At 51.6% G+C, this 21,567-nt stretch carries 19 protein-coding genes; 6 read left to right on the top strand and 13 right to left on the bottom strand.

What is annotated here, in order from left to right; genetic code table 11:
• Positions 1–56 precede the first annotated feature (56 nt).
• Positions 57–2,654 carry a DNA mismatch repair protein MutS gene (mutS, locus tag HMY34_RS16605; RefSeq protein ID WP_202716548.1) on the top strand — a complete coding sequence of 866 codons (2,598 nt, stop codon included), beginning with the start codon at positions 57–59 and terminating at the stop codon, positions 2,652–2,654.
• A gap of 115 nt (positions 2,655–2,769) precedes the next feature.
• Here mutS and HMY34_RS16600 read toward each other — a convergent pair whose 3' ends face one another.
• Positions 2,770–3,510, bottom strand: a complete 741-nt coding sequence (locus HMY34_RS16600; protein ID WP_202716547.1) for a DsbC family protein — start codon at positions 3,508–3,510, stop codon at positions 2,770–2,772.
• A 121-nt stretch (positions 3,511–3,631) separates the two neighbouring features.
• The gene (xerD, locus tag HMY34_RS16595; RefSeq protein WP_202716546.1) at positions 3,632–4,570 is read right to left on the bottom strand and encodes a site-specific tyrosine recombinase XerD; all 939 of its coding nucleotides are present in this window, start codon (positions 4,568–4,570) and stop codon (positions 3,632–3,634) included.
• Positions 4,571–4,630: 60 nt separating this feature from the next.
• On the opposite strand from xerD, the gene HMY34_RS16590 reads away from it, so the two are divergent.
• Complete coding sequence (locus HMY34_RS16590) at positions 4,631–5,869, top strand: hypothetical protein (protein WP_202716545.1); 1,239 nt, start codon at positions 4,631–4,633, stop codon at positions 5,867–5,869.
• Positions 5,870–5,927: 58 nt separating this feature from the next.
• Here the strand turns inward: HMY34_RS16590 and mtnA are convergent, their stop codons facing one another.
• Positions 5,928–6,983 carry an S-methyl-5-thioribose-1-phosphate isomerase gene (gene mtnA / locus HMY34_RS16585; RefSeq protein ID WP_202716544.1) on the bottom strand — a complete coding sequence of 352 codons (1,056 nt, stop codon included), beginning with the start codon at positions 6,981–6,983 and terminating at the stop codon, positions 5,928–5,930.
• A gap of 54 nt (positions 6,984–7,037) precedes the next feature.
• Here mtnA and HMY34_RS16580 point away from each other — a divergent pair, with 54 nt between their 5' ends.
• From HMY34_RS16580 to HMY34_RS16570, 3 genes are read left to right on the top strand one after another with little or no spacing between them, the layout of a single operon-like run.
• Positions 7,038–8,354: a TRZ/ATZ family hydrolase gene (locus HMY34_RS16580; protein WP_202719227.1), complete on the top strand. Its 1,317-nt coding sequence runs from the start codon at positions 7,038–7,040 to the stop codon at positions 8,352–8,354.
• Positions 8,351–9,061, top strand: coding sequence for a bifunctional 2-polyprenyl-6-hydroxyphenol methylase/3-demethylubiquinol 3-O-methyltransferase UbiG (gene ubiG / locus HMY34_RS16575; RefSeq protein WP_202716543.1), 711 nt, complete (start codon positions 8,351–8,353; stop codon positions 9,059–9,061). Before HMY34_RS16580 ends, ubiG begins: the two co-directional genes overlap by 4 nt.
• Before the next feature lie 3 nt (positions 9,062–9,064).
• Positions 9,065–9,640: a hypothetical protein gene (locus HMY34_RS16570; RefSeq protein ID WP_202716542.1), complete on the top strand. Its 576-nt coding sequence runs from the start codon at positions 9,065–9,067 to the stop codon at positions 9,638–9,640.
• A gap of 3 nt (positions 9,641–9,643) precedes the next feature.
• On the opposite strand, the gene HMY34_RS16565 is transcribed toward HMY34_RS16570, so the two are convergent.
• From HMY34_RS16565 to HMY34_RS16550, 4 genes are read right to left on the bottom strand one after another with little or no spacing between them, the layout of a single operon-like run.
• On the bottom strand, positions 9,644–10,351 hold the full coding sequence (locus HMY34_RS16565; protein ID WP_228287893.1) for a 2OG-Fe dioxygenase family protein: 708 nt from the start codon (positions 10,349–10,351) through the stop codon (positions 9,644–9,646).
• 52 nt (positions 10,352–10,403) lie between these two features.
• Positions 10,404–11,372, bottom strand: a complete 969-nt coding sequence (cmoB, locus tag HMY34_RS16560) for a tRNA 5-methoxyuridine(34)/uridine 5-oxyacetic acid(34) synthase CmoB (RefSeq protein ID WP_202716541.1) — start codon at positions 11,370–11,372, stop codon at positions 10,404–10,406.
• Between the two features lie 5 nt (positions 11,373–11,377).
• Positions 11,378–12,106 carry a carboxy-S-adenosyl-L-methionine synthase CmoA gene (gene cmoA / locus HMY34_RS16555; RefSeq protein ID WP_202716540.1) on the bottom strand — a complete coding sequence of 243 codons (729 nt, stop codon included), beginning with the start codon at positions 12,104–12,106 and terminating at the stop codon, positions 11,378–11,380.
• Complete coding sequence (locus tag HMY34_RS16550; protein WP_202716539.1) at positions 12,106–12,906, bottom strand: SDR family NAD(P)-dependent oxidoreductase; 801 nt, start codon at positions 12,904–12,906, stop codon at positions 12,106–12,108. Before HMY34_RS16550 ends, cmoA begins: the two co-directional genes overlap by 1 nt.
• Before the next feature lie 180 nt (positions 12,907–13,086).
• Between HMY34_RS16550 and HMY34_RS16545 the strand changes: the two genes are divergently transcribed.
• Entirely contained in the window at positions 13,087–13,809 is a 723-nt protein-coding gene (locus tag HMY34_RS16545) for a glutamine amidotransferase-related protein (RefSeq protein ID WP_202716538.1), read from the top strand.
• Here the strand turns inward: HMY34_RS16545 and pheA are convergent.
• The 6 genes from pheA to gyrA form a co-directional block, all read right to left on the bottom strand.
• The gene (pheA, locus tag HMY34_RS16540; RefSeq protein WP_202716537.1) at positions 13,788–14,873 is read right to left on the bottom strand and encodes a prephenate dehydratase; all 1,086 of its coding nucleotides are present in this window, start codon (positions 14,871–14,873) and stop codon (positions 13,788–13,790) included. The two genes, HMY34_RS16545 and pheA, sit on opposite strands and share 22 nt — an antisense overlap.
• Positions 14,866–15,948: a 3-phosphoserine/phosphohydroxythreonine transaminase gene (gene serC / locus HMY34_RS16535; protein ID WP_202716536.1), complete on the bottom strand. Its 1,083-nt coding sequence runs from the start codon at positions 15,946–15,948 to the stop codon at positions 14,866–14,868. Before serC ends, pheA begins: the two co-directional genes overlap by 8 nt.
• A 28-nt stretch (positions 15,949–15,976) precedes the next feature.
• Positions 15,977–16,363, bottom strand: coding sequence for a toxin TumE (gene tumE / locus HMY34_RS16530; RefSeq protein ID WP_202716535.1), 387 nt, complete (start codon positions 16,361–16,363; stop codon positions 15,977–15,979).
• A complete protein-coding gene (gene tumA / locus HMY34_RS16525; protein ID WP_202716534.1) occupies positions 16,350–16,580 on the bottom strand; it encodes an antitoxin TumA in 231 nt (76 codons plus the stop codon). Before tumA ends, tumE begins: the two co-directional genes overlap by 14 nt.
• 66 nt (positions 16,581–16,646) lie before the next feature.
• On the bottom strand, positions 16,647–18,953 hold the full coding sequence (locus tag HMY34_RS16520; RefSeq protein ID WP_202716533.1) for a DUF262 domain-containing protein: 2,307 nt from the start codon (positions 18,951–18,953) through the stop codon (positions 16,647–16,649).
• The gene (gene gyrA, locus HMY34_RS16515) at positions 18,954–21,536 is read right to left on the bottom strand and encodes a DNA gyrase subunit A (protein ID WP_202716532.1); all 2,583 of its coding nucleotides are present in this window, start codon (positions 21,534–21,536) and stop codon (positions 18,954–18,956) included. It lies immediately after the preceding gene.
• Between the last annotated feature and the right edge of the window lie 31 nt (positions 21,537–21,567).

Here is a 21,567-nt window from a genome sequence, read left to right as displayed (position 1 = left end):
AACAATAGCCGATTACTGCTAAACTCTCCGGCTTGATTACGCAGCCCCGACGAGCCATGAGCAAAGAACAGCAACACACTCCCATGATGCAGCAGTATTTCCGAATCAAAGCGGAATACCCCGACATTCTCCTGTTTTACCGCATGGGGGATTTCTACGAACTGTTCATGGACGACGCAAAAAAAGCCGCCGCGTTGCTCGACATCACCCTCACCGCACGCGGCGCAACAGCAGGCGAACCCATCCCAATGGCAGGCGTTCCCTACCACGCCGTCGAACAATACCTCGCCAAACTGCTCAAAGTCGGCGAATCCGTCGCCATTTGCGAACAAATCGGCGACCCCGCCAAATCCAAAGGCCCAGTCGAACGCAAAATCACCCGCCTACTCACCCCCGGCACTGTCACCGACGACTACCTCCTCGACGACCGCCGCGACAACCTCCTAGTAGCGATTCATAGACTCCCTGCCCCCCTTGCGGGGGAAGGGTCGGGGAAGGGGGGTTCTTCCTACGGCATCGCCGCCATCGACCTAAGCACCGGACGCTTCACCGTCCAACAAGCCGATTCCGACACCACCCTGCACAACGAAATCGAACGCCTGCAACCCGCTGAAATCCTGCACGACGAAGACTGGAAACCCGCCTTCGCCCGCAACCGCATTTCCACCCCACGCCCGCAATGGCACTTCGACCTCGACACCGCCAAACGCCTGCTGCTACGCCAATTCGGGGTACACGATCTCGACGGTTTCGGCTGCAATCATCTGCCACTCGCCATTGCCGCTGCGGGCGCATTACTCAATTACGTGCAAGAAACCCAGCGCACCGCCCTGCCCCACATCAACAGCCTCACGGTGGAACTCAGCGACGAAGGCATCATTCTCGACGCTGCCAGCCGCCGCAATCTGGAACTCGAATACAGCATCAGCGGTGAACACAAAAACACCCTGATTTCAGTGATCGACAAAACCGCCACCAGCATGGGCAGCCGTCTGCTACGCCGCTGGCTCAACAAGCCGCTGCGAGACCGTTTCACCCTGCGTAATCGCCACCAAGCCGTCGGCGCATTGCTCAACCAATACCGTTACGAAGCCCTGCTGGAAACCTTGCGCGGCATCGGCGACATCGAACGCATCGCCAGCCGCATCGCGCTAGGTTCAGCACGTCCGCGTGACCTGTCCACCCTGCGTAGCTCATTGCACGTATTGCCGCGCATTCACAGTTTGATCGGCAGCATCGACAACCCGCACATTCAGCAATTACACAGCAACATCGACTTGCACGAGGCACTCCGCTACCTGCTGGATTCCGCCATTATCGACAATCCACCCGTGGTCATCCGCGACGGCGGCGTAATCGCCCCCGGTTTCGATGCCGAACTCGATGAATTACGCAATTTGAGCGAGAACGCCGACCAATACCTGCTCGATCTCGAAGCCCGCGAAAAAGTCCGCACCGGCATCAACAATCTCAAGGTCGCCTACAACCGCATTCACGGCTATTACGTTGAAATTCCACAAAGCCAGTTGAGCCGGATTCCCGCCGACTACATCCGTCGCCAAACCTTGAAGGGCGTGGAACGCTTCATTCTGCCCGAACTGAAAAAATTTGAAGACAAGGTACTGTCTGCCCGCGAACGCGCCCTTGCCCGCGAAAAAGCGATTTACGACAACCTGTTACGCGACTTGCTGGAACACTTGAATCCGATTCGCAACACCGCGCAAGCCATCGCCGAACTGGATGTATTGAGCAATTTCGCCGAACGCGCCAACACCCTAAATTACAACTGCCCCGCGCTGGTGGATGGTGCGGGTATTCAAATCGAAGGCGGACGGCATCCAGTCGTAGAACGCACCCTCGATAACCCCTTCGTGCCAAACGATCTGTACATGGACTCGCGCCGCCGCATGTTGATGGTGACAGGCCCCAATATGGGCGGAAAATCCACCTACATGCGCCAAGTTGCGTTGATCGTGTTGCTGGCACACATTGGCAGTTACGTTCCCGCGCAAACCGCTCGTCTTGGCAATATCGACCGTATTTTCACCCGCATCGGCGCACACGATGACTTAAGCACCGGGCGTTCCACCTTCATGGTAGAAATGACCGAAGCCGCCAACATTCTCAACAATGCCACCGCCCACAGTTTGGTATTGATGGACGAAATCGGGCGTGGCACCAGCACTTTCGACGGTCTGTCATTAGCATGGGCAATCGCCGAATTCCTCGCCCGCGACCGCAAAGCATTCACCCTATTTGCCACCCACTATTTCGAGCTAACCTCCCTCGCCGAACAAATCAGCACCATTGCGAACGTGCATATCGACGCAGTGGAACATGGCGACAAAATCGTATTTTTACACGCGGTGAAAGAAGGCTCAGCCAACCAAAGCTACGGCTTACAAGTCGCGCAACTGGCAGGTGTGCCAAAAGGCGTGATTGCACAAGCAAAAAAGAAACTGGTATCACTGGAAAAGCACAGCCAGCAAGCCCCACAACCGGGACAAACCCTGCCCCTGATGTTTGCAACACCCGCCGAACCCAAAGATGAAATTGCCGAAAAAGTGAAAGCGGCACTCGCCGCCGTAGACCCGGATGAACTCACTCCACGCCAAGCGCTAGACGAGTTATATCGGTTAAGAAAATTGTTGTGAAGACCCCCTCACCCCAACCCCTCTCCCTCAAGGGGAGAGGGGCTAAGAAGTAATCTTTCTTGTTCCCCTCGCCCCTTGAGGGAGAGGGGGCTAGGGGGTGAGGGGTTCTTTCCCCTTACTTCGCTGCTGCCGCTTTCGCGTCATCCAACATCTTGGCTAACTGATCCGCCGGGCGATACCCTGGAATCATCGTGCCATCCATTGTCAGCAAGGCCGGTGTACCATTCACACCCAATTTTTGACCCAATTCAAATTGCTCAGCGACAGGATTAGTGCATTCTTTGGCTTCTAATTCTTTACCGTCATTCTTGACTTGATTCATCGCAGCGGCTTTATCATCCGCACACCAAATGTTTACCATTTTTTTATAAGCCGGTGAACCCACCCCTGCACGCGGATACGCCAAATAGCGCACGGTCACGCCTTTTTCATTCAGTGCTGGCACTTCTTTATGCAATTTCACGCAGAATGGGCAATCAACGTCAGTGAAGGCATACAACACGTGTTTTTCTTCGCCTTTAGCTTTGAACTCAATGCTCTTGGTTGCGTCGATGGTTTTGACGATGGCAACGCGATCAGCAGAGCGTGATGCTTCGGTCAGGCTGGATTTGTTTTGTGCATCAATCAAATCGCCGACAAACACATAACGCGCATCGCCCGTTACGTAAATAATTTCGCCGCCAAATTTGGCTTCAAACATACCCGCTACGGGGGTTGACTTCAACGAGTCAGGGGCGCTGCCACCAAACATGGGTTTCATTTTGTCGCCCAGATCCGCAGGCACATCGTCAGCCATTGCCCCGGTCGTTGCGAGCGCAACACTGATCAGTGCGCCCAGAATCATTTTTTTGTACATGGTTTCTCTATTCCTGAATGAAAATCTTGTCGTAAAAAGTGCTTATTCTTTAATCAGATAGTGGATAATACCTTATCATGGCTGACTGTAGCGTGTATACGATTCCCCACATTACAGTCCCTTAACCACGCGGGTGATGCTGGCGATGCAAATCCTGTAACCGCGCCTGTGCGACGTGCGTGTAAATTTGCGTGGTGGAAAGATCGCTATGCCCCAGCAACATCTGTACGACGCGCAAATCCGCCCCATGATTCAGCAAATGGGTGGCAAAGGCATGGCGCAAGGTATGCGGGGAAATACTGCGCACAATATCCGCTGCAAACGCATAACGCTGAATCAGCACCCAAAACATCTGCCGTGTCATGCCGCTGCCGCGTGTGGTCACAAATACTTGCTCAGCAATATCCTTGCCGTGCATCAACACCGGGCGAGCCTCGCTTAAATAGGTTTGTATCCAATCGTGAGCTTCTTCCCCCATTGGCACGAGGCGTTCCTTATTGCCTTTTCCGGTAATGCGAATCACGCCATTGGGCAGGGAAATTTCATTCAAACGAATCCCCACCAATTCCGACACTCGCAACCCCGTGGCATACAACAATTCTAGCATCGCTCGATCGCGCAGCCCCAATGGGCTGGCAATATCCGGCGCTTGCAATAAGGCATCGACTTCAGCTTCTGACAAGGTATGCGGTAAATGCCTGCCTTGTTTGGGCGCTTCAATTTGTGCGGTAGGGTCATCTTTGCGCAAATTTTCACGGACTTGCCAACGGTAAAAACGCCGCAAACTTGATAGCAAACGCGCCGTCGTCGCCGCCTTCGCCCCCTCACGCACCCGAATCGCTAAATATTCCAGCAAATCCCCGCGCTCGGCTTGATCCAGCACCACACCGCGTTCGTCCAGCCAATGGCACAACATCCGCAAATCACGTTCGTAACTCGCCAAGGTATTGCGGCTTACCCCACGTTCCGACCAAAAAGCGTCTAAAAAACGGTCAATTAATACCTGATTCAGGCATTTTGTTCGCATGATAGTGGGTAGGGATTTTTTTTCAGGTTTCATGGTCTTATTACGAGAGAGTGAAAAATGGGCAGACTCTACTAATATCCAAAGGGCTAAATAATGACTAACAACGAATACCAGAGCATGGCAATGAGCCATTACATGCTGCGAGAATTTCAAGAACAATGCAAGCAACAGGAAGCGGCGAAGCAAGCAGATGAGATCAAGCTTGAATACCAGCATTTCAACCATGAAGTGCTGACCTATCCGATTTTTTCCAACCATGCGTGCGGCAATCACGATGCCAAGGAATTACTGGGTACGGGTTCGGAAGAAGCCTATTGTGAACGCTGGAGTTTTTTCTACGATGCTGATCCGTGGAAATTGCCGCAAATTGCTTACCAGCAACAAATGGATACCCAGCTTGCCGCGCTCAAACAGCGGCTGTTTGCGCTGAATTCGCCGCGTCTGGTTTTATTTTCCGCAACATTCATCATCATTATTTTGCTGGTGATGCGTGGGCATTTCCTCTTGCCCGCGTTGCCTATCTTCGCATTAGCGTGGTATTGGTGGGTGTCGGAACGCAATATCAAAACAACCCAACACGCTTTGCAGCAACACCTCGATAAAATGCAAGCTTTGGATGTGCAAAAAGAAGGCATCGCGCATCAGCTTGAAAGCCTGCCGCCACCAACCGGTTTGGCGCAATTGCACGCGGATTATCGCCAAGCCGTGCAAGAATTGTTTCAAAACACCTTGCGGCAAGTACTGCCGCCTTCAGAATGCGCTGATTTAGCCACGACCTTGCAACAACAACGTTGGGAAGGCTTTATTACCGAAAGTTGGGGGTATCTGCAATTGCCATTAGCCGCGCAGCAACACAGCATTATCAAACACACTTTGTTGGATGAGGCGCATATTCCGCTGATCGCCCTGCAAGATGACCCGCACGGGCGCAAAGGACACAGCTTATACCGCGTGCAATACCTGCACATTTGGATTTTAACGCAACAGGGGTTAGTGATGCGGCAAGGGTATTTTGACCGCGTAGCCAAGCAATTTCTGTTTGAGCAACAAGAGTTCTACCCATACAAGCAATTGCTGCACCTTGAACTCAGCGAGCAAACTTTGCCGGAAGAACCGTTACTCAAGCAGCGCTTACCCGCGCACTTGTACAAGCGCTATTTCGAGCAGCCGGTCAGCATTTTGTCGCTAAAAACCGTGAGCGGCAAAACGCATGAATGCGCAACCTTGCCGGTGAGCGAACGCCCGTTTCAACAACGCGAATGGCAGCAACGTTACGGGCTGGACACCGATATGCAGCGTCTAAACCGTTGCTTGCACCAACGATTGTATTAGTAGAGACGCAAAATCTTGCGTCTCTACGGGTGGGTGATGCGGATGAGGATATTGGTCATTACGACGCCATCAGTGAAGCGATTTTTTCAGCCGTGGGGTTTTCAATCACGCCTTTTTCGGTGACTAGCGCATCGACTAAGGCGGCGGGTGTCACATCAAATGCCGGATTCCATGCCTGAGTGTATTGTGCGGCGATCCGCTGGTTATTCACGTTCAAAACTTCATCTTGCGAACGCTCTTCAATGGGAATGTCGTTACCACTCAAGGTCGCTAGATCAATGGTGCTGGTCGGGGCAACCACCATGAACTTCACTCCGTGATAACGGGCATTCACCGCGAGGCTGTAAGTGCCAATTTTATTCGCCACATCACCGTTCGCCGCAATCCGGTCTGAACCGACGATAACCCACGACACTTTTCCCAATTTCATCAAATGCGCCGCCGCACCGTCGCACAACAAATGCGCGGGGATTTTATCTTTGACCAATTCCCATGCGGTCAGACGTGAACCTTGCCACCAAGGGCGGGTTTCATCGGCATACACGTGTTCGATTTTGCCGCTGCTGTAAGCGCTGCGAATCACGCCCAACGCAGTGCCGTAACCGCCTGTCGCCAGTGATCCGGTATTGCAATGGGTTAAAACCCCGTGCGACGGTTGAATCAAGGCACTGCCTAATTCTCCCATGCGGTAATTGGCGTTAATGTCATCTTGATGAATCTGCTGTGCTAATGCCAATAACGGCTCTTCCGGGTCGCCATCCACGGCATCGGCTAAATCGCACATGCGCTTTAATGCCCACATGAGATTCACAGCAGTTGGGCGGGAATTTTGCAATAGGTCAATTTCAACGCTCAAACGCTTGCGCCAATCTTGCGGGTATTGCTTGTAACATTTGCGTGCTGCCATTGCTGCGGCATAGGCTGCGGCAATCCCGATGGCGGGCGCACCGCGTACCACCATGTTACGAATAGCGTCGGCAGTATCTTCCGCGCTGTATAACGGCACGAACTGCTCGTTATGCGGCAGTTTGCGCTGGTCAAGCAGCACCAGATGATTGTCTTTCCACTCTACGGCACGGATCGAATCGTGTTGACTCATGATGATTTTCAGCATAAATAGGTTACTCTACCGTGGCAATCTTACAACACCCAATGGCACATTATGGCAATGGAAATTGATTTACTCATTACACCTGAATGGATTATTACCGTCGATTCGGGTAATCAGGTTTTGCGACACCACACTATAGCGATAGATAATAGCAGGATTGTGGCAATCATGCCCACTTCTGAAGCAGAAAAACGCTATATACCCCGACAGACTGTAGCGTTACCACAACAGGCTGTATTACCGGGGTTTGTCAATGCGCATACTCACGTCGCAATGTCGCTGCTGAAAGGTTTGGCGGACGATTTACCCTTAATGGACTGGTTGCAACACCACATCTGGCCTGCGGAAGCGCAATGGGTGGATGCAGAATTCGTGTATGACGGCAGCCAGTTAGCCATTGCCGAAATGCTGCGTTCCGGCACAACGTGTTTCAATGACATGTACTTCTTCCCCGAAGCCACCGCACAAGCCGTCATGGAAAGTGGCATTCGGGCATGTATTGGCATGATCATGATCGACTTCCCGACCCGCTGGGGCAGTGGTGCAGCAGAATACATTCAAAAAGGCTTGGCCTTGCATGAGCAATTGCAGGCAAATCCGTTGCTTACCACGGCATTCGCCCCACACGCACCGTATACCGTGTCTAATGACCCCTTGCAACAAGTGCGGCATCTGGCGGGCGAACACGCGCTCCCCATCCACATGCACGTGCACGAAACCGCGTTTGAAGTGCAGCAAGCCATCGAACAAAGCGGAATGCGCCCCCTCGCCCGACTTGCGCAACTTGGCTTGCTCGACCAACACTTTCTTGCCGTCCACATGACGCAATTGACCGATGCTGAGATTGCCCTGCTCGCACAAACCGGCACGCACGTTATTCACTGCCCCGAATCGAATTTGAAACTTGCCAGCGGTTTCTGCCCCATCGCTAAACTCACTGCCGCTGGGGTTAATGTCGCTCTCGGCACGGATGGCAATGCCAGCAATAACGATCTGGACATGTTCGGCGAAATGCGTACCGCTGCCCTGCTCGCTAAAGCCGTGGCGCAAGATGCCAGCTTAATCCCAGCGGCACAAGTCTTGCGCATGGCAACCATCAATGGCGCACGTGCCTTAGGGTTGGATAGCGAAATCGGTTCGCTGGAAGTCGGCAAATTCGCTGACATGATTGCGGTTGATCTTGGTACACTGGAAGCCAGCCCCCTGTATGACCCCGTGTCACATTTGGTCTATTGCACCAGCCGTGAACAAGTCACCCATGCATGGGTAGCAGGCAAAGCCCTGTTGGAAAACCGCCAACTGACCACGCTAGACAGCAGCGCCCTCATCGCCAAAGCGCGGCACTGGCAACAAAAAATTGGAGCAACCCCATGACCAACCCGACACAAAACGTTGACCCCAACGAAATCCGCAAGTTTGAAGACCTCGCCTGGCGCTGGTGGGATCGTGACAGCGAATTCAAACCGCTGCACGACATCAACCCGTTGCGCCTCAACTACATTGACGATCACGCGCATTTGCAAGGCAAAAACGTCATCGACATCGGCTGCGGCGGCGGCATTCTTGCCGAAAGCATGGCACGCCGTGGCGCGACTGTTACCGGCATCGACATGGGCGCAACCCCGCTGGAAGTCGCCGAATTACACGCGCTGGAATCCCAAGTTGAAGTGACTTACCGCCAAATCAGTGCCGAAGCCATCGCTGCTGAAGCCCCTGAGCAATTCGATGTCGTGACCTGCATGGAAATGCTGGAACACGTCCCCGACCCTGCATCGGTGATTGCCGCCTGTGCCGCACTGGTGAAACCCGGTGGCGACGTCTTCTTTTCCACCCTCAACCGTAACCCCAAAGCGTTTGCGTTAGCGATTATCGGCGCGGAATACGTGATGAATATGCTCCCCAAAGGCACGCACGAATACGCCAAATTCATCAAGCCCTCCGAACTCGAACGCTGGGCGCGTTCTGTCGGCTTGGAGCTGCGGAATATCGCGGGCATGACATACAATCCGCTGTTCCAGAGTTATCGTCTGGGCAAGGATGTGGATGTCAATTACCTGATGTATTTTAAGAAGGAAATGTGATTAATGGTTGAGATGAAACGACTGGTAGGCTTACTGCTGGTCTTGTTTGCCGTGAGTGGCTGTGCCGTGCAATACGACAATGTAACCATCGCCCCGGATGGCAGCCCGCGCCTGCAAACCCTGACACCGAAGATGAAACAGCGCATTGATGAACTCGCGCAAGCGCTGATTGCACTTGACCCTGCCATTATTGACACGCGTGAAGCAAAGTCTGTCGCGCACGATGCGTTTGTGTACCCGATGTATCTGGCGAATGACTGGGGCTTGACTTGGCCGCCCGTTTTCCACAACACCTTGCGCAATTCCAAGCAGCGCAAAGCAGGTTTGTGCGTGGACTGGGCGCGAGCGATGCGGGCGCGGATGCGTACCAAAGACCTCAAAACGTTCGACCTGTATTGGGGTGTTGCTTACAAAGGCAATCCTTGGCGCGAACACAGCACCCTGATCGTCACCGCCAAAGGTAAACCCTTTGCGACCGGCATTTTGCTGGATCCTTGGCGCAACTCCGGTGATTTGTATTGGAGCACGATCAAAGACGACCTCCAATACCCTTGGAAATACTTTGAAGGCCCCGGTTAAACGCTAAACCAGCGCTTTGTGAAACGTCAACACCAACACATCCCGCCAAGCGGGTTGGGTTGGGTCGGCGGGGCTAATCGCGGTCACGCCGTGATAAACCGCGTGATCATTCACCAACACCAAATCCCCCGCTTGCGCCAACGTGCCTTCCGCTAAGGGGCGCATGGTATTGTCATAAATGCGACTCTCACCGCCGTGAACATTGTGGCGATCCATCATCATGATCAAGATGTATTCCGCACCATCCTTATGAATGCCTTCTGGAGTCGGTTTTCCCTGTTGATCAGGGCGGGCAATAATGCGGAACTGGTGCGCTTGAATGCGCCACAACTCGGCAGGGCTGCGCGAAAATTGTTGCGTTGCCCAACCAATCACTTCCTTCAACACCGGATTCGCCAAGGTCGTGGGCAGCCAGCCGCGAAAATGGCGGTTAAATCCACCGTGTACCCGGTTGTAATGGCTGCTTTGATAATGCGGCTCGTGCGGCAATACGGTTAAGGCATTATGTTGCCAATGAAACACCGAATAACGCCGATAGCGATAATTTCCGCCATCGCGCAAATACGGGTCGAGCAACAAGCCGCCCCAACTGTCGCGGAAGCGCTTGTATGCCTGCCCCATTCGCCGGGCAAGGCGTTGCTGCAAGCGATTGGTATCACCCATCGCGAACATAAACCCTGGTTTGTGCAATAACGTATCCACTTGGCTCACTTTATTTCAATGCTTAATCATATTGTAATTTAGTGATATTCCCTTGAACAGATCACGCGGGGGTATTAGCGATAAGCGTCGCTCTTACCGGCGCGGGGTATCCTTCTATAGTGCGGCTAATATCTTGGGAATCAAGGAAGTCCGCCAACGATTCGCCTTTACTCCACGCCGTACAACGTTGTTCTTGAGTGCTGGTTGTTGTCACATCTACCACACGAATATGGGTGAATCCCAACCGTTTCAACCACAATTCCAATAATGCCACCGAGGGAATGAACCACACATTGCGCATTTTGGCGTAACGATCGTGCGGCATTAGCACGGTATGTTCGTCACCTGCCACCACCAAGGTTTCCAGCACCAACTCGCCACCGGCTCGCAGAGCGCGGCGCAATTCCTGCAAATGCCCCAACGGATCGCGGCGGTGATACAACACGCCCATCGAAAATACCGTATCAAAGCCTTTTTGACGCAAATCAGGCAAATCTTCGCTTTTCAGCGGCAACATCCAGACCGGCTGTTCCCCAGCATAACGCTTAATTAATTGAAATTGCGTCAGAAACAGCAACGTGGGGTCAATGCCAATCACCGCCTCAGCCCCCGCCCCGCGCATCCGCCACAGGTGATAGCCACTCCCGCAACCCACATCCAACACCAAACGCCCGCTCAACGGACTCAGATGCGGCAACACCCGCTCCCACTTCCAATCGGAACGCCATTCGGTATCCACCTCAATCCCGAACAAGTGATAGGGGCCTTTGCGCCAAGGAATCAGGGCTTGCAAACACGTCGATAATTGCGCACGGGAGGCTAAGTCAATGTCGGCAGCAGTGCCAAGCGTTATGGCACTGCTATTCAAATCAAGCTGTTGCGTGTGTAAATCGGGTGCGGCAACCAAAGCCGCCTGCCATTCTTCCCACTTGCCGTGCGAACCTTGCAACGCGGTTTCGAGTTGTGCGGGCAAGCTATTCAACCAAGGTGCGAGACGCGAATCTTGCAAAAAACGGTACAATGACTGCATTGCGCTCACGCTTTCACCGCTAACAATGACGCAAAGTTAAAGCCCTGAAACCAGTTCACCACTTGGGTAAAACCCGCAGCCTCCAAGCGCTCGACGTGTTGCACAAACGTGTCAGGAATCAGCACATGATCCAGCGCGGAACGTTTCTGGCTGATTTCGAGTTCGCTATAACCATTGGCACGCTTGAATTCCAAATGTATATCGGTCAGCAGTGCTTGTTCCGCCGCATCCGCAAACTGGAGCTTTTCTGACAAAATCAGCACGCCACCCGGCAATAAACCCTCATAAATATGACGCAACATCGCCAAGCGTTCATCCGGCTTAAGAAATTGCAGCGTGAAATTCAGCACCACTACCGACGCATTACTCAAAGTAAGCGCCTGAATATCCGCGCACTCCACCTGAAACTGTCCGCTGGGTAAGTGCCGTTGCAAAATTTGCTCACAACGGCGCGTCATCGCGGCAGAATTATCCACGCACACAAAACTAAGATCTTCCGCCCGCACTTGCGCCGCCATCGACAAAGTTGACGCCCCTAAGGAACAACCCAAATCATAAATGCGGCTGTGCGGCTGCGCATAACGCCGCGCAATCACGCCCAATAACGCAATAATGGTTTCATAGCCCGGCACCGAACGGCGAATCATGTCAGGAAAGACATCCGCGACTGCTTCATTAAAAGCGAAATCGACGACCTGTCCTTGGGGAAGTGCGTAGATGGAATCACGTTGCATTAGGTCGCACTCGCCTCGCCGACCCACTGAGCATCGCCCGGTTGCCGTGCAAATACCACGTGTTCGCCCGTGCGTTTGCCCGCATCTGCACCCAAAAAGTACAAATACGGCGCAACCAAGGCTTCGGGGCGAGCCACGCTATTGGGGTTTTCACCGGGGAAATTCAAGGTGCGCATACTGGTACGTGCCGCGCCAGTATCCACGGTGTTGACACGAATGAAATGTGCCGCATCGTCATGTTCAGCCGCGAGAATATCGCAAAACGCTGCCATTCCCGCTTTTGCCACCCCGAATGCGCCGTAAAATGCCTTATTCGACGCATGGCTGGCAAACACAATCGCGGGGTCAGCAGCCTCCTGCAATAATGGCAAACACGCATGTGTCAGCAAGAAATTCGCGTGCAAATTCACCATAATCATTTTCGACCACAATTCGGTGTCGTAATGCGAAATCGGCGTGAATGAACCTAACCATGCCGCATTCAGCATCAAACCGTCCAAACGCCCTAATTGTGCGCGGATGTTTTCGGTGAGATCGAAATAATCCTTAGCGGTTGCGCCCTGCATATCCAGCGGGTAAATAGCGGGTTCGGGGTAGCCAGCGTTGACGATAGCGTCGTAAGTATCTTCGGTGCGGCGCATTTCTTTATCGAGCAACACCACGGTTGCCCCGTATTGCGCACACGCACTGGCAATCGCTTTGCCCATGCCTGCGGCAGCGCCCGTGACCAAAATCACCCGCCCTTGCAAGGCACTCGCTGATGGCACATACGCCAATAAATCTTGCACATCTTGCTGCATTCCTGTCTCCGCTTGGGGTCAGCCTGAAAAGAAACAGAGTTTAGCGCTTATCGAAGCGGGGGTGTAGGGCGTAGATCAAGGTTCTCGGTAATACGCACCACAGAATCTGTAACCGTTAAGCAAATTAAGGCATCATATCCACAAGCATTGCAACGCAAACCAGCCAATAGGTGATTACCCATGTTAATCGGTATTTTAGAAACCGGACGTGCGCCGGATGAACTGATCCCCGAACACGGGACGTATACCACCATGTTTGCCGCCTTGTTAGAGCAAACCGGCGCTGATTTACACTTTCAGGTATTTGCGGTGATGGATGGCGAATTCCCAGATTCGCCGCAAGCCTGTGACGGCTGGCTAATCACTGGCTCGCGGCATGGCGTGTACGATGATTTACCGTGGCTAGAACCGTTAAAGGTATTGATCCGCCAGATCCAACAGGAACAAGTCCCGCTGATTGGCGTTTGTTTCGGGCATCAAATCATGGCGGAAGCCTTGGGCGGCAAAGTGACCAAAGCGCCGCAAGGCTGGGGTGTCGGGCGGCATCACTATCAGGTAGTGCAATCCTTGCCTTGGATGGGTACAGCCCCCGCCGACATCACTCTCAATGCTATGCATCAGGATCAGGTGATGGAATGTCCGCCGCAAGCGCAGGTGTTCCTGCAATCAGCGTTTTGCCCGTATGCAGGGTTGGTCTATGGAACATCAGCCTTCAGCGTACAAGCTCACCCGGAATTTACATTGGCGTTTGAACGCGCATTGATTGAGCTGCGGGATGATGCGCCCTTGCCCCATGAGATTGCTGCACCAGCGTTGGCGGATTTGAATCAAGCCAATGCCAGCACCGACAGCAACGCGGTTGCCCGCTGGATGGCTGATTTTTACATCACTGCGACGGGATAAGACCCTAACACCCGCACCACTTCCGCCTCGTCACGCAACGCCGCCAATGCACCGCTGATGTCCGCGTCTTGCTCATGCCCACGCACATCCAAGAAGAAAAAGTATTCCCAATTGGTGGTGCGAGCCGGACGCGATTCAATCCGTGTCATATCCACGCCATTTTCCGCCAAGGGTTTCAGCAAGTGATACAGCGAACCGGGGCGATTGCGGGTGGAAACCAACAACGACGTGCGATCATTGCCGCTTGGTGTAACAACTTGATCCCCAATCACCAAAAAGCGCGTAGTGTTATTGGGATTATCTTCGATACTGTCCTGCACAATGTGCAAGCCGTAAATCGGCGCAGCTTGCCGACTTCCCAGCGCCGCAGCACCATCATCATGGGATACCAAACGCGCCGCTTCCGCATTGCTGCTCACCGGAATGCGTTCAGCATGAGGCAAATGCTTATCCAGCCAATAACGGCATTGCGCCAACGATTGCGCGTGTGCATACACTTTTTGCACGCCTTGCCAGTTTTCATGCCGACACATCAAATTCTGGTGGATGCGCAAAGAAATTTCCCCGCAAATCCGCAAACCCGACTGCATGAACATATCCAACGTGTGCGTAATCACGCCTTCAGTAGAATTTTCAATCGGCACAACCCCGTAGCGTACCCTGCCCGCTTCCACTTCACGGAAGACTTGCGGAATGGAATCCACCGGCAATGTACCGACATTCATGCCAAAATGCTTGAAGGTCGCTTCTTGTGTAAACGTCCCCGCTGGCCCCAGATACGCAATGCGCATGGATTCTTCCAGCGCCAAACATGAGGCAATGACTTCGCGGAACAAGTGCGTGACCTGTTCATCACGCAACGGGCCCGCATTCAACGACTGCATCCGCGTGAGGATTTGTGCCTCGCGTTCGGGGCGGTAAAACGTCGCGTTCGGGTCTTCCGCCAACTTCGCGTGTGCCACCTGCTCGGCACATTGTGCGCGTTCGTTGAGCAAGGCTAAAATTTGGGTATCCAGCGCGTCAATGCGCTCACGGATTGCTTGCAAATTGAAGGTATCAGCCATTGCGTTGCGCGAAGTCCTGCATGAAGTGAATCAAAGCATCCACACCGGCTTCCGGCATGGCGTTGTAGAGGCTGGCACGCATCCCACCTACCGAACGGTGTCCTTTCAGGGAAACCAATCCGGCTTGTTCGGCTTCAGCAGCAAATGCCTTATCCAAGGCGGGCTTTGCCAGCGTAAACGGTATATTCATCCATGAACGGCACGTCAGGTCAACAGGGCAGTGATAAAAATCTGAAGCGTCAATTACCGCATACAACTTGTTGGCCTTGCGCTCATTGATCGCCGCCATTGCTGACAAGCCACCTTGCGCTTTCAACCACTTAAACACCAAACCTGCCAAATACCATGCGTAAGTTGGCGGCGTATTATACATCGAACCATTATCCGCCTGCACTTTGTAATCAAACATGACTGGCGTACACGGCACGGTTTGCCCCAGTAAATCCTCACGCACAATCACGATGGTCAAACCCGCAGGCCCGATGTTCTTTTGCGCCCCCGCGTAAATCAGCCCAAAACGACTGACATCAATCGGACGCGACAAAATCGTGGACGAGAAATCCGCCACTAACGGCACATCACCCGCGTCCGGCACAAAACCAAATTCAACACCGCGAATGGTTTCATTCGGCGTGTAGTGCAAATACGCCGCGTTCGGATCACATTGCCAGCTTGCCTGATCAGGAATGCTGGTGTAATTGCCTGCGCTGCTCGATGCCACCACGTTCACGTCGCCGTAACGCCGCGCTTCATCAATCGCTTTCGACGACCAGTCGCCCGTGTCGACGTAATCCATGCGCGTCTTACCACGCAATAAATTCATCGGAATCATCGAAAATTGGCTGTACGCCCCACCCTGCAAAAACAACACTTTGTAATTGCTCGGAATGCCCAGCAATTCGCGTAAATCCGCCTCGGCTTGCGCGGCAATCGACGCGAAATGCTGTTCGCGGTGGCTCATTTCCAGCACCGACATGCCGCAGCCGTTCCAGTCCAACATCTCCGCTTGCGCTTGCGCCAAAACCGCTTCGGGCAATACCGCAGGGCCTGCGCTGAAATTGAATACTCTACTCATGGATACCTATCCCTAATTAATAGCATTTCTAGTTAGGCTCAAGTTCTGAAACTTCTTGTAAAACAGCAAGTAAATCAGGTTCATTATGAGCAATAACGGCATCTTTGATATGTTTATGATGCGGAAATGTTGATAAATTCCGAAAATGTGGCGTGTCATCATAACGGATCAGCATGATATTGGATGCATCCTGACAATGATAACGATAGCCTAGCGTCTTAAGACCGTCTGCTTCCACCACCATAGCAGCACTTACTTCCAGTAAAAAACCATTACTAAAACGCAAACGAAACGCCAAATTCGCCCGCTCTGCGGTCAAAACTTCTTCTATATAAGTTTCTGCATACGCTGGCAATGCCGCAACCGCCGCTTCTACCTTATTTAGGTATGCTTCGAGTAACTCATGCAGCCGCACGTAGCAACCCCGCTAATTGTTGGTGCAATGCAAGGTAATGTTTATAGTCGTTTGACCATTCAACAAAAACGGCATCATCTGACACGTTTCCTTTACGATAACGATCAGCGAATGTCTCCGAATCCATGTGCTGTTGGGCTTCATACAAACTCAACCGCTTGCTGATTGCCACTAGTGCATCCAGCGGCGAAGTGTAAACGATACGTTGTTTGCGCATACAAACCTCCGTTTTCCCCAAAATTCTATAGCAATATTAATACAAACACACATCAAACATAGTATTTTATCGAGTTAACTCTCCAATCTTCAGCGTTTTGTACCACTCTTCGTATAGCGCAACAAAACGTCTTATGATTGCTTCTACTAACGCTGCTCGTTGCTTATGGCAATCAGGATCAGCAAGATAGCTATGAGGGAAATCCTCTAATGGAGTAGACTTTTCCCAGAAAGGCCACATCTCATCATTGATAACTGATGATTCTCTGTCTTCGTGCCTTTGTAACTTAGATGACGGAGCTGAATCACCATCAGATCGATTCAGCTCTAAAGGCCACGCCCGAAAATTTCCAATAGAACCATGCCAATCTTTAATCAGTTGTGGAATTTTCTTGTGATTTTTTAGATAACTGTGTGGATGGATGTGATCATAATCCCAAGGACGGTTTGTATCTTCCATGCTATCCGGCAGAGAAGGATCAAAATCAGGAAACCATTGATTCAATGATACTCGCTGAGAATATAGCAAAATTGACTTATTATCCCATAACGAATTAATAAATACTTGCCATGCTTCTAAATACCATCCCGACAATTCTTTTTGGGTATTTACGCTGCGCTTCCAACTTTCATTATACGAATCTGCATACCAATTTTTCAAAGGAATTGGCATTGTGTTTGAAAGCCAACGATCCCAATTCCACTCCTTAGTCCATATGATGCTATCTTTTTCTTTGATTCCAGGATAGTTGCGTACACCAGACAAAATCCTGTTTTCAAAAGCACCTCTTAATACATCTGGTGGTATTAATGGTAATAATCTATAGTCACCAGAATTTGTAAGCTCAAATGCAGATTTGAAATTTCTTTTCGAGAAGAACGATTTTATTCCGCCTCTGTCACTTGCTTTTGCTTCTTGCAACTTAGGCCACAAATGACTAACCACTTGTGTTTTATCTTTTGCAAACCATGAAATTGCTGTTAGAAACCCTAACATTTTCTTATGATCATCAGTTTTCAACTGCATATCTAATTTTTCTTGCTGCATACGATCAATCCAGCGAAGCAGCAGAAAAAATACATCTGGTGATCGTTGTGCAAGTTCAGCAGCCAATACCGCTGGTAGCGCAAAATTATGTCCTGTTAGATACGAGTGAGCATATTCAAATATCTTTACTGCATCATTCGCAATAAATGCCTGCATTTTCGAAAAATATTTCTCATCATGCATGAAACGCCGGAAGTCTGAAACATTACTAATAAAAGGAGGAAGTTTCGTTTGATCAGTTTCACGAGCTAATACTAATCCAGCGCATAAAATAGCAATACGGGATGGCAACGCTAATTTATGTTGTAATTTATCAATAAAATTAGGAGCTTCTGACCAGCTTGCCTTAAGAAGTGAGTACATGAGTTCCTCACCCTCTAGGCGAGTACCGCTGCTATTAATTCTAACAAATAATGTCTCAACAGCATCGGGCGCAGGCTCATTCGCCTTATCTTGTGATGCAAGATTAAGAGTAGCTTTTGATGAAAACTCGTCTAATGATAACGTCAGAATAGGGATTTGATAGTTTTTCTCTTGAAAAACATGCCAAACCCTAATTAATAAAGTATCAAGTCTATTGGATAAGCATTGATTACTTCCATCAAACGCCTGCACTAATTCTTTATACTTATCCGATGATACAAAGAAATTTAACGATCTCAATTGCTTTTCTAAATACTCCCTAGCTTGCTCCACACTTGAACTTTCACGAACAGCAGCAATAACAAAAGCAAAAGGAATCGGAGCAATAGCATCCCAAGGCCAAACAACAGATAAAGGTATCTGAGCAACTCGAGCATCTTTATACGCGGGCGTTGCTTGTTGGTAAGCTTCTAAAGCCTCTCTTCTATACTGAGTCGTTAGAATTTTCGAGGAATCGTCACGACTATACCCCCAAGGATGGGAACGAGTTAAAACACGAAAAATAAACTCAACATCTCGCTTTTTAGGTGCTTCACCAATATCCACCCACAAAGCACTTCCGCTATCACTGCTCTCAGACCAAACATCCATAAAGCCAAGCGCAATTGCCGTAGAGCGTTGTTGCCCATCCAGCAAATGATGAGTAGGCGTGAATGTTACAGCATCAACTTGTTCATGCTTTTGCTCATACTTAAAACGCTGCTTTCCTTGTTTTTCATCGAAAGGTGACAATAAAAATGCACCGATGGGAAACCGCCGAATGATGGAATCCCATAACTCTTCAACTTGTCGCACCTTCCATACAAATCCTCTCTGCAATGCAGGCAACGCTGCTCTTACTTCACCCATTTCAGGGGCAAGTTGCCAGTTTGCAATTTCGTGGAGAGAAAGAACATCCGACATTTATTCAGATCCACCTACATCAGCATCATCTTCAATGACATCAGCATTTTCATCAGTAACATCGGTCAAAATCGGCGCAATTTGCACCAACTTTTCCTCATCATTGAGGCGAATCAAGGTCACACCCTGCGTATTGCGCCCGACGATGGAAACGTCAGCGACTGGGGTGCGCACCAATGTGCCGCCGTCGGTGATGAGCATAATCTGGCAATCTTCGCGCACTTGCACCGCACCGACCGCATTACCGTTGCGGTCAGAGGTTTGAATCGCAATCACGCCTTGCCCGCCGCGCCCTTGCTGCGAGAATTCTTCTGCACGGGTGCGCTTGCCGTAACCGTTTTCGGTCGCAATCAGCAGTTCGCCTTCGCCCAAAATGATCAGCGCGTTGACTTCCTGCCCCTCGTCCATGCGGATACCGCGCACGCCTGCCGCCGTCCGTCCCATTGCCCTCACATCGGATTCGTGGAAACGAATCGCTTTGCCGGAGGTGCTGAACAGCATGACTTCGCTATCGCCGTTGGTCACAGCCACGTCGACCAATTGGTCGCCGTCGCGCAAGTCCACCGCGATAATGCCCGCCGTGCGTGGACGCGAGAAATCAGTCAACGGCGTTTTCTTAACTGTACCTTCGGAGGTTGCCATGAAGATGTATTTGTCTTCAGCGTATTCGCGGATTGGCAGCACTGCATTGATGCGTTCGCCCTCTTCCAGCGGCAGCAAATTAACCATTGGCTTGCCACGTGCGCCGCGTCCGCCCATTGGTAATTGGTAAACTTTCAGCCAATACATGCGCCCACGGCTGGAGAAGCACAGCAAGGTGTCGTGCATACTGGCAACGAAGAGCTTTTCGATGAAATCTTCGTCTTTCATCGCTGTCGCCGCTTTGCCGCGCCCGCCGCGTTTTTGCGCACGGTAAGTGTCCAGCGTTTGCGCTTTGGCGTAACCCGCGTGCGAGAACGTGACCATGACTTCTTCGTCAGCAATCAGGTCTTCCATGCACAGGTCTTCGCCGACCACGTTGATTTCGGTACGACGCGCATCGCCGTAGGTATCGCGCACCAACAGTAATTCATCACGAATCACTTGCAGCAAACGGTCAGGATTGCCGAGGATTTCCAGCAAATCGGCAATCTTTTCCAGCAATTCGCGGTATTCGGCAATGATCTTGTCTTTTTCCAAACCTGTCAGACGGTGCAAGCGCAAATCCAAAATTGCTTGGGCTTGTACTTCGGAGAGCCAATAACCGTCAGAGCGCAAACCGTATTGCTCAGGCAAATCGTCTGGGCGGCAGGTATCCGCACCGGAACGGCTCAACATATCGCTGACAATGCCTGCATTCCAAGCGCGTGCCACCAAACCGAGTTTGGCATCGGCAGGGCTAGGCGCGGATTTGATCAGGGTAATAATGTCGTCGATATTGGAGAGCGCAACCGCTAAACCTTCGAGGATGTGGGCGCGTTCGCGGGCTTTGCGTACTTCAAAAATGGTGCGGCGCGTGACGATTTCGCGGCGGTGACGCAGGAAGGCTGCCAGTATGTCTTTTAAGTTCAGCAAACGCGGTTGACCGTCGATCAACGCTACCATATTGATGCCGAATACGCTCTGCATCTGGGTTTGCTTGTAGAGGTTATTGATGATCACATCGCCGGATTCGCCGCGCTTGAGTTCAATCACCATGCGCATCCCGTCTTTGTCGGATTCGTCGCGCAATTCGGAAATGCCTTCGAGCTTTTTCTCTTTGACCAGATCGGCAATTTTTTCCAGCAAACGCGCCTTGTTCACCTGATACGGCAACTCGGTGACGATGATGGTTTCACGGTGCGTGCGTTCATCGACTTCAACATTGGCACGGGCGCGGACGTAAATGCGCCCTTTGCCGGTGTGGTAAGCGTCGCGGATACCGCGTGCGCCATTGATAATACCGGCGGTGGGGAAATCAGGCCCCGGCAGGTATTCCATCAAATCGCTGATGTCCATATCGGGATCAGCCAGCAACGCGAGGCACGCATTCACGGTTTCGGTGAGATTGTGCGGGGGAATATTCGTCGCCATCCCGACCGCGATACCGGATGAACCGTTGATCAGCAAGTTGGGCAAGCGCGTGGGAAACACGCTGGGTTCTTTCTCGTTGCCGTCATAGTTGGGGACAAAATCGACGGTTTCTTTGTCGATGTCCATCTGCAATTCGTGGGCAATTTTGGACATGCGCACTTCGGTGTAACGCATCGCCGCAGGCGAATCGCCATCCACAGAACCAAAGTTCCCTTGACCATCCACGAGCATGTAGCGCAGCGAGAACGGTTGCGCCATCCGCACCATTGTGTCGTACACGGCGGTATCACCGTGCGGGTGGTATTTACCGATCACGTCACCGACGATACGCGCGGATTTTTTGTAGGGCTTGTTCCATTCGTTGCCGAGTTCGCTCATCGCAAACAACACGCGGCGGTGGACGGGCTTCAAACCGTCGCGCACATCCGGTAACGCACGTCCAACAATGACACTCATTGCGTAGTCCAAATAGGACTGGCGCATTTCATCTTCGAGATTAACCGGGATAATTTCCTTGGCAAATGTGGCCATATTCTTGTTCGATCACCTAAATCATGAAGAG

It is taken from the genome of Thiothrix subterranea (assembly GCF_016772315.1).
In the GTDB taxonomy this organism is placed as follows: Bacteria; Pseudomonadota; Gammaproteobacteria; order Thiotrichales; family Thiotrichaceae; genus Thiothrix; species Thiothrix subterranea.
Note: the sequence above shows the minus strand (reverse complement) of the source record. Positions and strands in the feature narration are given on the sequence as shown.